Annotated in this window: 11 protein-coding genes; 1 reads left to right on the plus strand and 10 read right to left on the minus strand. The window is 30.5% G+C overall.

The window, feature by feature from the left end; all coding sequences use genetic code 11:
- Positions 1 to 23 precede the first annotated feature (23 nt).
- The 9 genes from CPJCM30710_RS03935 to CPJCM30710_RS03975 form a co-directional block, all read right to left on the minus strand.
- Positions 24 to 449, minus strand: a complete 426-nt coding sequence (locus tag CPJCM30710_RS03935; RefSeq protein WP_212902867.1) for a flavodoxin — start codon at positions 447 to 449, stop codon at positions 24 to 26.
- Positions 450 to 847: 398 nt separating this feature from the next.
- Positions 848 to 1,921, minus strand: coding sequence for an undecaprenyldiphospho-muramoylpentapeptide beta-N-acetylglucosaminyltransferase (locus CPJCM30710_RS03940; RefSeq protein WP_212902868.1), 1,074 nt, complete (start codon positions 1,919 to 1,921; stop codon positions 848 to 850).
- Positions 1,922 to 2,197: 276 nt separating this feature from the next.
- Entirely contained in the window at positions 2,198 to 3,973 is a 1,776-nt protein-coding gene (gene recJ / locus CPJCM30710_RS03945; protein WP_212902869.1) for a single-stranded-DNA-specific exonuclease RecJ, read from the minus strand.
- A gap of 11 nt (positions 3,974 to 3,984) precedes the next feature.
- Positions 3,985 to 5,199: a M16 family metallopeptidase gene (locus CPJCM30710_RS03950; protein ID WP_212902870.1), complete on the minus strand. Its 1,215-nt coding sequence runs from the start codon at positions 5,197 to 5,199 to the stop codon at positions 3,985 to 3,987.
- A gap of 123 nt (positions 5,200 to 5,322) precedes the next feature.
- Positions 5,323 to 5,883 carry a DJ-1 family glyoxalase III gene (locus tag CPJCM30710_RS03955; protein WP_212902871.1) on the minus strand — a complete coding sequence of 187 codons (561 nt, stop codon included), beginning with the start codon at positions 5,881 to 5,883 and terminating at the stop codon, positions 5,323 to 5,325.
- Positions 5,884 to 5,895: 12 nt separating this feature from the next.
- Positions 5,896 to 8,823, minus strand: a complete 2,928-nt coding sequence (locus CPJCM30710_RS03960; protein ID WP_212902872.1) for a DNA topoisomerase IV subunit A — start codon at positions 8,821 to 8,823, stop codon at positions 5,896 to 5,898.
- A 19-nt stretch (positions 8,824 to 8,842) separates the two neighbouring features.
- Positions 8,843 to 10,795: a DNA gyrase/topoisomerase IV subunit B gene (locus tag CPJCM30710_RS03965; RefSeq protein WP_212902873.1), complete on the minus strand. Its 1,953-nt coding sequence runs from the start codon at positions 10,793 to 10,795 to the stop codon at positions 8,843 to 8,845.
- Positions 10,796 to 11,315: 520 nt separating this feature from the next.
- On the minus strand, positions 11,316 to 12,716 hold the full coding sequence (locus tag CPJCM30710_RS03970) for a glycosyltransferase family 2 protein (protein ID WP_212902874.1): 1,401 nt from the start codon (positions 12,714 to 12,716) through the stop codon (positions 11,316 to 11,318).
- 280 nt (positions 12,717 to 12,996) lie between these two features.
- On the minus strand, positions 12,997 to 13,263 hold the full coding sequence (locus CPJCM30710_RS03975; protein ID WP_212902875.1) for a DUF1294 domain-containing protein: 267 nt from the start codon (positions 13,261 to 13,263) through the stop codon (positions 12,997 to 12,999).
- A gap of 211 nt (positions 13,264 to 13,474) precedes the next feature.
- Here CPJCM30710_RS03975 and ytaF point away from each other — a divergent pair, with 211 nt between their 5' ends.
- Complete coding sequence (gene ytaF, locus CPJCM30710_RS03980) at positions 13,475 to 14,104, plus strand: sporulation membrane protein YtaF (protein WP_212902876.1); 630 nt, start codon at positions 13,475 to 13,477, stop codon at positions 14,102 to 14,104.
- Positions 14,105 to 14,264: 160 nt separating this feature from the next.
- Here ytaF and CPJCM30710_RS03985 read toward each other — a convergent pair whose 3' ends face one another.
- The gene (locus CPJCM30710_RS03985; protein ID WP_212902877.1) at positions 14,265 to 15,251 is read right to left on the minus strand and encodes a Gfo/Idh/MocA family protein; all 987 of its coding nucleotides are present in this window, start codon (positions 15,249 to 15,251) and stop codon (positions 14,265 to 14,267) included.
- Positions 15,252 to 15,342 lie beyond the last annotated feature (91 nt).

The raw sequence follows: 15,342 nt of genomic DNA on the forward strand, positions 1-15,342 counted from the left end.
ATTAATCAACTATTTTAACATTGTTATTCAGATAGCCTTTTTCCAAGCTCTTTTGCTAAATTTAATTGCTCTTCATTTGGTGATTCTTTAACTGCTAAATCACCTATAACATCAAAACCATAGTCCTTCATTCTAACAACCCAATCCTTCATAAACTGTCCTTCGTCCCATCCATAAGAACCAAAAAGAACAATCTTCTTTCCACAATTAGGAAGCAACTTAAATTGAGTTATAAACGGCTCCATTTCATGCTGTTCTATTCTATTGTTATCCATGGAAGGACTTCCAAAAGCAACTGCATCTGCATTTATGACATCATCAATGTTAGCATCTACAACATGTTTTATTGTTACTTCTGCACCAGCAGCACCTGCACTTTGAGCAATCGTATTGGCAAGTACTTCAACATTGCCACCATTACTCCAGTAAACTATAGATACCTTTTTCATTAACACAGCACCTCATTTACTTGTTAGATTAATAACAATGGTTTACCATTGTTATTAAGTTACTATTTTTCACTATATTATCAATTATACTCTATGTAAATTATTTTTCAAGTTTGATATTACCACATATTGAACAAAAAAGTTCTTATATAGGACAAACATTAACAATATATTAAAAAAACATCACTAATACCTAATATTTCTTATTAATTCTTAATATTTCTCTACTACAAATCATTTGTAGATTTTCACTAAATTTAGAATATTTTCACATATTATTAGATTAACTAAATAATTAATTAAATTATTTTACAAAAAAGAGATGAACTTTTTTTCATCCATCTCTTATAATCTACCATATTTCATTGTTTTATTAGTTACTAAATACTATTCTACTACTATTTGTTTATTACACCCATTATTACGTCAATTATTTTTCCAACACCATTTTTCATTTCACTAGAGTCCATATTTTTAATGCAAATATCTTTTGTTTTTCTAAGGTCATCCAATGATTTTATAAGACTTTCTTTATTTAGACACTCTTCTTCAAGTACTACACTGTAGCCTGCCTTTTTAAAAGAATTAGCATTTAATACTTGATCCCCCCTACTTGCTCTCTTTGATAGGGGTATTAAAATATTAGGCTTTCTTAACGCTAAAAGTTCAAATATAGTATTAGCACCTGCTCTTGATATAATAAAATCTGCATACGCCATAAGATGAGGAAGGTCATCAGACACATATTCAAATTGTATGTATCCCAAAGTCCCCCTTAATTTCTCATCTATATTTCCTTTTCCACATATATGAACTATATTAAACTTTTTTAATAAATCATTAATACTTTGTCTTACGGCATCATTTATAACCTTTGATCCTAAACTTCCTCCAATTATGAAAAGTACAGGCTTATTATCCGTAAAGGCACAAATATTCTTTCCCTTTAATCTACTACCTTGAAAAATTTCTTGTCTGATTGGAGTTCCTGTTAAAACCCCCTTATTGCTCTTTATGTATTTTAAACTTTCTGGGAAGGTTACACAAAGTTTGTCACAAAAAGGTGAAGCAAGCTTGTTAGCAAGTCCAGGTGTCATATCTGATTCATGAGAAACTACTGGAATTCTTTTCAGCGAAGCTGCCATAACAACTGGTACAGTAACAAATCCTCCCTTTGAAAATATTACATCAGGTTTTTCTTTTGTTAGTATACTCCAAGCATCGAAAATTCCTTTTATAACTTTAAAAGGATCAGAAAAGTTTTTTACGTCAAAATATCTTCTAAGCTTTCCACTTGATATACCGTAATATGGAATAGAGGTATTTTTTATTATATCCTTCTCAATTCCATTATTACTCCCTATATACTTTATCTCAAATCCTCTCTTTGTAAGTTCAGGAATTAATGCAAGATTTGGCATTACATGACCTGCTGATCCCCCACCAGTCATCACAATCTTATATTTACTCAAAAAATCATCCCCTTAAATTAAATTCCATTCAAAACATAATATATTAAATTGTTAGTAAACTTAATATATTAGCACCTAAAGAACCCTTCTTCAATTTTTAACTCAATATACAAATTTATATATCTATATAAAAAATTATAACCACCTTTATTATACTAAAGTCAAGCATATTTAGTGATTTATACTTTAAATCGTATAAGAATCTATTTCAATAATAATATTGTTAAGCACTTTAGGGATATGACGAAAACCATACCCCTAAACTTATACCCAACTCTAAAACCTTATACTTTTTATAATAACCTGAATAGTTCTATTGCCATTATACTCATTAATTGACGGGTAGAACAGAATATCCATCTTAAAATCACAATAACTTGAAGTAATAATTTCAGTAAATTTTTCTTTACCGTATATATTAATATATTGTTCTTTAAAATCGTCAAATCTATCAAAGGAAATTCCATCAATTGGATAATAGGAATTCGGTACTTTCATCCTAAACTTCACTATATTCTTTTCTCTTCCCATTAGCCAAATTCTACTTACTTCTATGCCTCGTTCTCCAAAAATAGGTGTGTTATTACCTTTTCCAAACGGCTCAAGTGCATTAATCTCTTCGATTATACCTTCATTTAATAGATTAAGAGGCAGTCTTGCATCTATTCTAACCTTAGGTATTATATCTTCATCAGAAAGCACACAGTTTTTTAAAAGTTCCTGCCTTAATAGTGGCAACGCCTCTTCCCTTACAGAAAGTCCTGCTGCCATTGGATGACCACCAAATTTCTCTATAAGATACTTACATTTAGACAACTCCTCAAACATATTGTACTCTTCAATAGATCTTCCTGATCCTTTTGGCATACTCTTCCCTTTGGTCATTATAATTGTCGGTACATTATATCTTTCTCTAATTCTTCCCGCTACAATACCAGCGATACTTTCATGTATATATGGGTTGTATACAACAAGAACCTTATCTTTATCCATATTATTTTTCTCTATTTGATCAATGACCATCTCAACACTTTCTATAGTTAAATCTTGTCTTTTCTGATTAAGTTGAAACAACTCCTTAGCTAGGTCTTCTGCTCTTTTTTCATCTTCTGTAATAAGCAACTCTACAGATAAATCAGCAGTTTCTAATCTTCCAGTAGCATTAACACATGGTCCAATAACAAATCCTAAATGATAAGCACTTATATTCTTTTCCTTTAGTCCAGTTTCCTTTATTAGAGCTTTAAGTCCAAGATTATTAGTGTTATTTAACATTTCTAAACCTTTTTTTACAATTATTCTATTTTCATCTAACAGATCTACCACATCACAAACAGTAGCTAATGCACAGAATTCTATCAATTTATCGGCTTCTTTTGAGTCTATTCCCATTTCCTTAAGTAAACACTTCCCAAACTTTAATGCTACCCCTGCACCACAAAGCTTTTTAAAAGGATAATTGCAATCTTTTCTCTTTGGATTAATGATAGCATCAGCTATAGGAAGTAAAAACTCTTTTTCTCCATTCTCTTTTTCCTTAAAAGGTATGTCATGATGATCTGTTATAACTACATCCATACCTAAGCTTTTAGCTAAAGCTACTTGCTCAAATGCAGCAATACCATTATCGCAGGTTAATATTACCTCATAGCCCTCTTCCTTTAACTTTTGAATTCTCTCACTATTCATTCCATAACCTTCATCTTCCCTATCTGGAATATAAAAATTATAATTTGCACCACATTGCTTTAAAATATCATATAAAATAACAGTACTTACAACTCCATCACAATCGTAGTCACCATATATGATAATTCTTTTTCCACTTCTTATAGCTGACGATACTATTCTTACAGCAATGTACATATCTTGCATTTGGAAACCATCATAAAGATCATCTAAACTACCTTCTAAAAACCTCTTCACGTCTTTAATCTCTGCAATATCCCTATTTAAAAGAAGCTTTGCTGTAAACTGACTTATACCATTTTCTGAAGAAAGTTTTTTTACATCTGATACATTTCTATTTATAAGAAGCCAATTTTCCTTCATTCTATCCTCCATCACTTTAAAACTTGAATTGTTGGGTTTGTTAAAGTCTTCCTTAATACATTCTCTATTTGATCAATAGTAATACTTTCTTTTAACTCTAACTCGTCATAAACGCTAAAACCATTTCCATACATTATTTCATATGTAGTAAGTCTATTTGCCATAACAATACTTCTTTCTAAATCTAGCGCTCTTTTTAACTTTAATCTATTGATAAAATGTTTAATATGTTCTTCTTTTATATATCTCTTTATTTCCCGTGCACTTTTTATACAATAATCAATAACATATATACTCTTGTCTATATTATCTTTACTACAACTGCATGATATGGAAAATACCTTTATTCCCTTATCATTCTTAATCTGACTTGATATTTCATAAGCTAGAGCATTTTTTGTTCTTACTTCATTAAACAAAAGACTGCTTACACCTTCACCAAACCACATATTAAAAACTCTAAGTGCTTCTATTTCCTGTGGTGAAAGATTTGTTATATCAAAGATATATTGAAGCTTTGCGCCTTTAAAACCTTCAACAACACCATAGAATTTTCCATATTCATTTCTTTCCTGTGGTATAATAACTTCATTGAAGGTTTCTCCTTTAAAATCACCAAAATATCTATTTATTACATCAGTAATCTCTTCAAAACCTTTAGAAGTTACTACAGAAATAACGCAATTTTGTGGTACATAAACTTTTTTGTAAAAATCCCTAAGCTCCTTAATAGTTATCCTTTTCAAACTTTCCTCTGTGCCTATGATTATATTTTTTATTCTCTTTTTATTAAATCCATTAAAAAACACTTCATCTTCACAGTGTTGAGTTATGTCTTCTTTCCATTCCCTACATTCTTGAATTATTACCTCCATCTCATCTTTAAAACCTTCTTCTTCTAAAAGAGGATTTAAAATTATATCTGAATAAAGTTCAAAAGCTTTATCAAAATCTCCTGAGATGCAAGTACCATAATATATTACATAAGGGAAATTGGTCATGGCATTATTAAACCCAAATAATATATCACATTCTTCGTTAATTTTCTTTTCACTTCTATTCTTTGTACCCTTAAAAATCATATGTTCGAGAGCATGAGCAACACCTAAATTAAAACCAATTTCCGAATTGGCTCCACCTTCAAAACCAATACAGAAAGACGTTAAATTTCCTTCTCTGAAACTATATAAAACCTTAACTCCGTTATCTAAAATAATCTTTTTCATTTTTATTCCTCTCACAAATTTATGTTAATGAAGAATATATTAAGTTACTCTAATAATAAACTTAATATAAATTTCTAGAGAATAAAAAACTCCCGAGTATATTTCCCAGGAGTTAGTATTGATTTATTTATTCATTAAGTAATCTACTAGCATTCCTTCACTTAATTCCTTAGCCTCTTCTTCATATCCTAACTTCTTTAATATTTCAAAAGCGAATAAAAGAGTTGTCGCCGGTCCTCTACTTGTAATTATATTTTGATCAACAACCACTGGTTGTTCAATATATATACAATTATCTAACTGGTCTTTAAAGGATGGATATGAAGTAAGAATCTTTCCATCTGCAATGCCTGCTTTTGCAAGAACTATTGGAGCTGCACATATAGCTGCTACTAACTTTCCAGCAGCATAATAGTCCTTAACTAATTCTACTACTTTTATATTGTCTCTGAGATTTACTGAACCAGGCATACCTCCTGGAAGTACTATTCCATCGTAAGTATTTAAATCATTATCCTCTAAAGACTTATCTGCTGTAACTAATATATTATGTGCTCCCTGAATCTCTTTTTCCTTTAAACTACATGTAACACATTCAACATTTGCTCTTCTTAAAACATCCACCACTGTAAGTGCTTCAATCTCTTCAAACCCTTCAGCTAACATAACAAGTATTCTTTTCATGTCATAACCTCCCTATTTTAATAATACCTCTTTAATATAGTCATCTAAACCCATAAGAATCAAGCTACTGCCTCTTCCTGCTCTATTTTGAATATTAATATCATTTATATTTATTTCTTTCTTCTCTTTTTTCTTAGAAAGTAAAATAACTTTTTCTATTGGACTAATACTAATTGCAACTTCATTATAACCTTGCTGTGAAGCTTGCGCAACATTTGAAGGAATAACCCCTCCAAATATAACTTCATCTCCTTCTTTAAGACTTATTCCTGTTACTCCTGATGCAACCTTACCCATTGGATTAACATTATTGTCTTCAAATTTTATACCCATTCCTTTTTTTGTCACTATAACAACATGATTCCCTTCACCAAAGGAAAAGTCTATAGCAACCAATATATCATCCTCATTCTTAAATCTATAAGTAAGCTGATTATTATAGCTTCCTTCGTATTCCTTAAAGGAGGTCTTTTTAACCATTCCATTTTTCGTAAAGAAGTATACTACTCTATTTTCATCAAAGTGTTTTTCAGAAGTTATATTTAGTATTTCCTCCCCATCCTCAAATCCATCTACTAAAGTACTAATATTAATGATATTCTCTAATCCTTGAACCATATAGCTTGGAAACTTGAATATTTTACCTTTATTTGAGAAGGCTAAAACATATTCATTAGAAGAAGTTTTTGTTTTCTTAAAGCTATCACTAGTTATCTTTTCATATACCTTAATATCACCTTTTTTATTAATACCTACAGTGAACTCACAGAAGTTGTATTCATCAACATATTCTACATTAATAATTTCATTCTTAGAAGATACCGAACAAAGTACTGTTCCAAGTATGCTTCTATCAACTGGCTCTAACTTTGGCTCCTCAACTATAAACTGCAACCCTTGTAAAGTTTCGATTTTAATGAACTTTTCGTCCTCTGATTCACTTATTAGTCTAACATCAATAAGCCTTTCATCATTCTTTAATCTCAAACCAACAAGTTTTGAATAAGATGTTATGAACTTATCTAGCGTTGTCTTTTTTATTAATCCCTTTGAAGTTATGAATTTAAAACATCTATCTGAAAGGAGACTTTCTAGTGAATAAACAGCTATTATCTTCTCTTCTTCTAAAGATAATCCCTTTACTAAATCCTCAATTCTTTCTCCTTTATCTTTCCACCTATATTCTGGTACTCCATTACACTTTAACTGATACATATTTCCCTTATCAGTGAATATAATAATACTTTCCTTTGTATTAGACTTGAAGAGAAGTTTTAAATAATCCCCTTCTCTATATTCAATATGCTCAGTAGTAGAATTTAATCTATTATAACTCTTTAGAGAAATTCTCTTAATAAAACCTTCATTTGATAGTGTCACCATTACATCTTCTACAACTATAAGTTCTTCTAAATCTATCTTAGCTTCACTTTCATCATGAACAACTTCGGTTCTTCTATCATTTCCATACTTTTCACTAACCTCTTTTAGCTCTGCCTTTATAACTTTAAATAATTCTCTTTCATCATCAAGAATTTTTTTAAGCTTCTTTATTAACTTTTCTAATTCCTTATGTTCTTTTTGAAACTCCTTGATTTCAAGACCAGTTAGTCTATAAAGCATAAGTTCCAAGATAGCCTCTGCTTGTATATCTGTAAATCCAAATCTTGATATTAGATTTTCTGCTGCATCCTTTTTTGATTTAGATGCTCTAATTGTAGCTATAATATCATCCATAATATCAATAGCTTTAATAAAACCTTCTACTATATGAAATCTTCTCTCAGCTATTTCAAGTTCTCTTTCAGTTCTTCTAGTTATAACTTCTTTCTGATGATTAACATAGTGCTTTATTATAGTTTTTAGCCCCATTGTTTCAGGTTTTCCTTCAGCTAAAGCAACCATATTAAAGCTAATATTACATTGAAGATCTGTTTTCTTAAAGAGATACTTTAAAACTTTATCTGCTATATCTTCATCAGCACTTTTCTTAAGCTCTATTACTGCTCTAATTCCTGTTCTATCTGATTCATCTCTAATATCAATAATAGCTTCTAATGCTTTAGCATGTCTTTTATCTCCTGTCATCTCCGATATATTCTGAAGAAGTTTAGCTTTATTTCTTCTATATGGAAACTCAGTAATCACTATACCTAATCTTCCATTTTCAAGCTTTTCTATAGAAGTCTTTGCTCTTAATGTTACTTTTCCTTCTCCTGTTTCGTATGCAGAACGTAACGAATCCTTCCCTATAATAATTCCTCCTGTAGGAAGATCAGGTCCTTTAATATAATCCATAAGCTCTTTTGTAGTAATTTCTCTGTTGTCTATGTAAGCAAGGACTCCGTCAGTAACCTCTCTTAGGTTATGAGGTGGTATATTAGTTGCTAGACCAACAGCAATACCAAAGGTACCATTAACAAGTAAATTCGGATATCTACTTGGGAGTACCTTGGGCTCTATTTCAGTATCAGAGTAGTTAGGCACCATATCCACTACACCTTTATCTATATCTCTTATCATTTCCATGGCAATTGGTGCAAGTCTAGCTTCAGTGTAACGCATTGCTGCTGCACCATCACCATCAATTGAACCCCAGTTACCATGTCCATCAATTAAAGGTTGTCTTGTTGAAAAGTTCTGTGCTAAAATCACCATGGCATCGTAAACTGATGCATCGCCGTGTGGATGGAATTTACCTAGTATATCTCCTACTATTCTTGCTGATTTATAATACGGCTTATCTGGAAAAGCCTTAAGTAAATATGCACCATAAAGTATTCTTCTATGAACTGGCTTTAGCCCATCTCTTACATCCGGAAGAGCTCTATCCTTAGCCACTTCTACAGCATAAGGAAGATAGTTATCTGGCATTGCCTCTTCCAAAGGAATAGTGATTATATTATTATCCCTAGGTATCGCATTGCTTTTTTTAGTCATCTAAATTAGCTCCTTTCTATTAAAATTCAGCGTATTTATACATGTAGTTCTTTCTTGGTTCAACTACATCACCCATTAGAAGTGAAACCATCTTTTCTGCCTTTGCTGCATCATCTATAGTAACCTGATAAAGAGTTCTAGTTTCTGGGTTTAAGGTGGTTTCCCAAAGCTGGTCTGGATTCATTTCCCCTAATCCCTTATATCGCTGAATTAATGCACCCTTACCAATCTCTTTTTTAGCTATTTCTAAATCTTCATCACTATAGGCATATTTAGCTATCTCTCCGTTCTTAGTGTTCTTATAAACTTTGTAAAGAGGTGGTTGTGCAATATATAAATGACCATTTGCAATTAAAGGTTTCATATATCTATAAATATAAGTCATCCAAAGAGTTCTTATATGGTAACCATCTACATCAGCATCACTCATAATGATTATTTTATCATATTTTAAATCCTCATCTCTGTAATTATCCAACGTACCTGTTCCAACCGCAGTATTAAAGATTTTTAGCTCCTCACTAGCAAGTACATTTTCAAGCTTCTGCTTTTCAGTATTCATGATTTTTCCCTTGGAAGGCATAATAGTCTGAAATCTTCTATCTCTTGCCTGTTTAGCAGAGCCGCCAGCAGAATCTCCCTCAACAACAATAAACTCAGTAAAACTTTTATCCTTCATGGTGCATACAGCTATTTTGCCTGCAAGAGGGGCTGTACCTTTCCCAATCTTCTTCTTTTCAGCTTCATTAATCTTTTTTATCTTTTCTCTTCTTGCTGCTGCTTCTAAAGCATTATTAATTATAGTAGTTGCCAGTTCTTTATTATCTTCAATCCATTCAGAAAGCTTTGTATAAGCCAAATCATTCATCATAGTATAGGCTTCATTATTACCAAGTTTAGTCTTGGTCTGCCCTTCAAACACTGGATTTGTAATTTTTATTCTAACAATGGCAGTCATTCCTTCTCTTAAATCATCACCTTCGAATTCCTTTCCCTTTTCCTTTATAAGCTCAAGTTTTTTAGCCCACTCCTTGAAAGCTCTAGTCATTCCTGTTTTAAAGCCTGTTTCATGAGTTCCTGCCTCTGTAGTAGGAATATTATTTACATAACTTGCTATATATTCAGTGGTTGAATCTGTAAATTGAATACATATCTCCCCATACAGGTTTATATTATCAACAATTCTTTCGCCCTCAAAAAGTATTGGTGTTTCATGTATTGGTGTCTTACTTTCATTTAAATATTCAATAAAATCGAGAAGTCCTCTTTCTGAAAAATATTCTTTTTTAATAGGCTCTTCTTTTCTATTATCTATAAGTTCCAACCTAATACCTTTATTCTGGAAGGCTAACTCTTGAAGTCTTTCATCTATAACATCAAACTTAAAATCAGTAGATGAAAACACCTTTGAATCTGGCATAAAAGTAACCTTCGTCCCTCTTTCACTAGTTTTTCTAACTGTTTCAAGAGATGTTACTGGAGTACCTGGCATTAGTTTCCCTAATTCCTTATCAAAAGCATGTTCAAACCTTTGCTTGTATACATTTCCGCTTTGATATACTTCAACCTCTAGCCATTTTGATAGAGCATTTACAACAGCAGCTCCAACACCGTGAAGACCACCTGAAGTTTTATAGTTTTTATTATTAAACTTACCTCCTGTATGGAGCTCTGTAAAGACCATCTCTACCCCAGATTTTTTCTTTATAGGATGAATTCCTGTAGGTATCCCTCTACCATTATCTATTATTGTTACACTTTTATCCTTATTTAAAATCACTATAGCCTTATCTCCATAACCATTAGTAATTTCATCTATAGCATTATCAAGTATCTCCCAAATACAATGATGGAGCCCTTTACTACCTGTTGAACCTATATACATCCCTGGTCTAATTCTTACTGGTTCAAGCTTTTCAAGAGAGGTTAAATCTGTAACATCATAACTACCCTTAGTTGTCTCTTTATTCATATTTCTCCTCCACTCAATTAAATTGTCATAACTTCTTATCTTTCTGTAAATGGCCTAAATTTTCTTAAAATTTCTTTAATAAAGATAAGCAATTTCAACACTTAATAAAGTTGTGCATCTATAACTTTTAGTCAGATTTCACTTCGTGAAATGACAGCAAACCAATTAAGTTATGAAATTTGTTTATCTATATCAACATCAAATTTATCTATAAACAATATTTTACTTTAGAAACTTATATATTTTCATAAAGAAAAATAAAGGGTTATTATCACATATCTTCTTCATTTCTTTTCTTATATATTCTCTATTACCCTTATATCCTCCTTTAAACTTGTGGAAATTCTTAAAGAATTTAGTTACGTTAAACACAAATACACAAATATGCCTTCCTTTCTATTAAATTAGTATAATTACAATAATCGCCCTTGTCAAACACCTGTTCGGCAATTAAACTAGAGGTTTTTTAAATACTAAACGCCCAATGCTTATGCATTGAGCGCCAAATCTTCTTTATATACTACACTTCGTATATTCCTATTTGTCTTACGTGCTTTGTATGTGACCATTCTTTATTGTTTTTATTTAATATTCCTTGAATTGTAATTGGAATCCATGTTAATGTATAAAATCCATATAATAAAACATATCTAAAGAATATTAAATAGCTCTTCTTTCCAAGAAGTAAATATGTTACTGCAAAGAAACTAATAGTATAAATTATATTAACTGCAGCTATAACTAACATATCCTTATTACCTTGTAGTAATTCAGGTAAAATAAACACACTCAGTGAATAAATAGCTAGCATTGTAAATAGCTTCTTTGACAGCTTATTATCCTTTAACATAACAAATGGAGTTAAAAGGAATTGGAATACACTGAATAACTTCCATACCCATACATAATTTAAGAACATATAACTGATGACATAAATATGCAATCCCTGTTCTGAATAATTCTGTGCTAATGTAAGTACTAAAGACACTGCTAAAAGAAGAGTAACAAAAGGTTGAATTACGTATAATGCGCAATCAAAGGCTATAAAATCTTTATCTTTGAATGCTTTCTTTATCAGCTTAAAGAAGAATCTAGAGGATACATCTGTGAATCCTTGCATCCATCTTTTTCTTTGATTCCATGATTCCTTTAAGGTTAAAGGCTTTTCATCATATACTATAGCATCATGTGCCCAACCTACCTTAGAACCATTAAGCACTAACTTACATGTAAATTCAAGGTCTTCTGTTAAGCAAGTAGCTCCCCATCCAAGCTTTTTCAAAACTTCTAAATCTAAAGCAAAGCCAGTTCCACCTATTTGGTTTGATAATCCAAGATTAGCTCTAGCAAGTTGGAACATCCTATTTGCAGACCAAAAAGCTACAGAATAACTTTGAGTTATCCATGAGTCATATGGATTCTTACTATCAATGTATCCTTGTACAACTTTATAGCCTTGACACATCTTTGAATTCATTTCCTTTAAGAAATTTTGACAAACTAAATTATCAGCATCAAAGATAGCTACTGCATCATATTTTTTGTCCATCTTAAATATCTTATCGAACATCCATTCAAGGGCATAACCCTTTCCTCTTTTTTCTTTGTCGGACCTCTCGAAAACATTAGCCCCATGCTTTCTTGCAATCTCTGCTGTTCTATCTGAACAGTTATCAGCAATAACAAATACGTCATATAACTCTTTCGGATAATCCTGCTTTTGCAAACTATCAATAAGGTTGCCTATTACCACTTCTTCATTATGTGCTGCAACAATCATTGCAAATCGTTTATTTGGCTCATAATTTTTCTTTTCCTTTTTTCGATAAAACCCGAACATTGACAACACAAGATAATACAATGTTAGTATAAATACAAACATCTGGAAGGCAAAGGTTGTTGAAAAAATATAATCTCCCATTGTTTTCACTCCTATTTAAATCTTTTGTTCCATCTTATTATATTATATAAAAAAATTGAGAAAAGTTCAAATTTTTGTAAGTTTTAATTTCTTATTTTTAAACTTACAAACCCTTTTATAAATATATTTCAATAATAGCAAAAAATCAAGTCCATTTATTTATTAATTTTTACATTTTTTATCATTTTCTTATTTTAATAGCTATTTATTTACTTATAAAATCTATATAAATATATTATTAACAAAATTCATTATCAATATATTATCAAATTAACTACTTTTAATATTGCTTTAATAAAATTATTAAAATAACTTGTATAATTAGTAACACTGGTAATCCATATACAAAGTACCAATGTTTTGTCTTATGCCTAAAAACATACATTCCTAAGATTGAACCAATACTTCCTCCTAACAAGGCAGCTAAAAACAGCTGTCTTTCTGATATTCTCCATGTTTTTTTTATGGCTCTGCGCTTATCAATATACATCAAACTAAAACCAATAGAATTTATTAAAGCAACATACCAATAAAGATACTCCTGCATTACATCCTCCTTCTGTATTTATTTCTATATTTTAAATCCTCACCAAAGTATAACTTATCTCATATTATAACTTGTACCATGAGTTTACTGCCATTTATTAAATCGCAAAGTAATAATAGCTTAATTTAAAAAAATACCAATTAATAACGTTTCTTAACATATGACTTTTAAGTTGAATATACTTAGAATTGAGTCACAAAGGAGGTTTAATATGAATGTACTTGCAGTATTACTTTTTGTATTAACAAGTGGTATTGACGCCCTTACCGTTTCTATAGCTTATGGAATGAAAAAAATTAAAATTGGTATTCTAAGTAATATAGTTATTGGAACAATTTCAACCCTTGGTACATTTTTATCTATGTCCTTAGGATATATTATAACAAAATTTATATCCGAAACTATAGCCAATATCTTGGGTAATACAATACTTTTAGGTATAGGAATTTGGTTCTTATTTGATTACTATTCATCAAAACAAAGTAGACAAGCAAAAAATCATCCCCCTGAATCATGTCCTTCTTGCATAGAAATCCTAGAAAAACCTGAAAAAGCTGACTTAGACCATTCTGGCTCTATAGATTTAAGAGAATCATTATGTCTTTCTATTGCTTTAACAATAAATAATATCGGGCTTGGAATAGGGGCAAGTATTCTAGGACTTAATATTACTTTAACAACACTACTTACTTTTATCTTTAGTATTGTCGTAATACCTCTTGGAATGTTATTTGGTAGAAGTATTCTTTCAAAAGTCTTTGAAAACAGTACCTCTTTAATTTCTGGTTTAATTATTATAATTTTAAGCATGTATGAGATAATATCAAAATTAGTTTATTAAATATTATATATAAACAACTTCATAACTGATTGAACTTATATATCCTTCTAAAAAGCCTTGCATGTCGAGGCTTTTTACTGTTATTTAACAAAGTGAAATCTGGCTAAAAGTCAATAGGCATTGAGCCTATTGACTTTTATTTCATTATCCTACTAAGACATCAAATATTATCTGCAGGATATATAATTCCAGTTTGGCTTCTTGCTTTCTCTATAACATCTATAACCTTTAGTGATTGGTTATATGAATTCACTTCAGATTCTACCTTATTATTTTTTATTAATTCAATGAATTCTTTAGCTTCATAATACATTGTTTCTTTTAATTGTGGCACTGATAAATCTTCTTTTTCTCCATTTCTATATATGATTTGAACCTTTTCTGTGTTATTAAATTTATCAATTATCATAGTTCCTTTTTCACCCTGAATTTCACATGGAATATATGAATCAGCAATCTTTGAGTGAATTATAACTGCATCCATATCTTCATATGAAAGAATTAGGCTTCCTTGTCCATCTACTCCTGAAGAAAGCTTTAATGCAGATGCTTGTATCTCCTTTGGCATACCAAAAAGTTTCACTACCGGATATAAACAATACACACCTATATCCATAGTTGAGCCATTAGAAAACTCAGGTTTAAATGTATTTAAAATCTTTCCTTCCTTATAAAGGTCATATCTTGAAGAATACTGGCAATAGTTTGCAAAATATCTTCTTATTTTTCCTAGCTTATGTAGGTTGTTCTCTATAACCTTAAAATTAGGCAAAAATGTTGTTTTCATTGCTTCCATTAATAATACATTATTATTTTGGGCAGCTGCTATCATAGCATTTAATTCTTTAACATTAGATGCTATTGGTTTTTCACAAAGAACATGTTTTTTGCTATTTAGAAATATAATGGATTGTTGTGAATGACAAGAATTAGGACTTGCTATATAAACAGCATCAATACAGTTACTTTTTGCCATCTCTTCTAAATCTGTAAATATATTTGTTATCCCATATTTTTTTGCAAAGTTTGTTGCTTTTTCCTGTGTTCTAGAATAAACAGCATTAAGTCTAAAACCTTCTACCAAACTAGCACATTTTATAAATTCATTAGTTATCCAATTAGTTCCTATTATACCCACATTAACCATAGTAATCCTCCTAAAATTATAAATTACCTTTATTATACACCACATTTAACTATTAATTTAAAATATATCCAAAGTAATAAGTTGAATTCTA

It is taken from the genome of Clostridium polyendosporum (assembly GCF_018332455.1).
In the GTDB taxonomy this organism is placed as follows: domain Bacteria; phylum Bacillota; class Clostridia; order Clostridiales; family Clostridiaceae; genus Clostridium_AY; species Clostridium_AY polyendosporum.